Origin of the sequence: Halalkalibacter sp. APA_J-10(15), assembly GCF_023017105.1 — a bacterium.
Lineage (GTDB): Bacteria > Bacillota > Bacilli > Bacillales > Bacillaceae_D > Halalkalibacter.
In genome coordinates, this window is sequence record NZ_JALKEV010000053.1 from 1 (window position 1) to 527 (window position 527).

1 protein-coding gene is annotated in these 527 nt (G+C 43.8%); it reads left to right on the forward strand.

What is annotated here, in order from left to right:
- On the forward strand, positions 1-527 hold a 527-nt coding region (locus MW695_RS22220), incomplete at both ends, for a transposase (RefSeq protein WP_247107616.1).

Below are 527 nucleotides of genomic sequence, written 5' to 3' on the forward strand. Positions count from 1 at the left end.
TATCGTTGGTTTTTAGGTTTTGGTTTTGATGATAAGATCCCCCACTTCTCTACGTTCGGGAAGAACTATGCCCGTCGATTCCGTGAAAGTGATGTGTTCGAACAGATTTTCTACCGCATCCTTCGGAATGCGATGGAAAAAGGGTTTGTGAATCCAGAAGTGGCGTTCATTGATTCTACGCATGTAAAAGCGAATGCTAATAAGCGAAATTTTGGGAAGAAAGTCGTTCGCTCGGAAACAAGAGCGTATCAAAAACAACTAGAAGAAGAAATCAATGTGGAGCGAGTAGAAAACGGAAAAAAGCCCCTACCTCCTCGGGCGAAGGACACTTCGAGGGAGGTCAAGGAGAGCACAACGGATCCTGAAAGTGGGTATTATGTGAAAAGCGAACGAGAGAAAATGTTTGCGTACAGTCTCCACACCGCCTGTGATTCGAATGGATTTGTTCTTGGAACCGTTGTTACCCCTGCCAATGTTCATGATAGCCAAGTATTTCACGAGTTATTTGATCAACTAAAAGAGAAGGT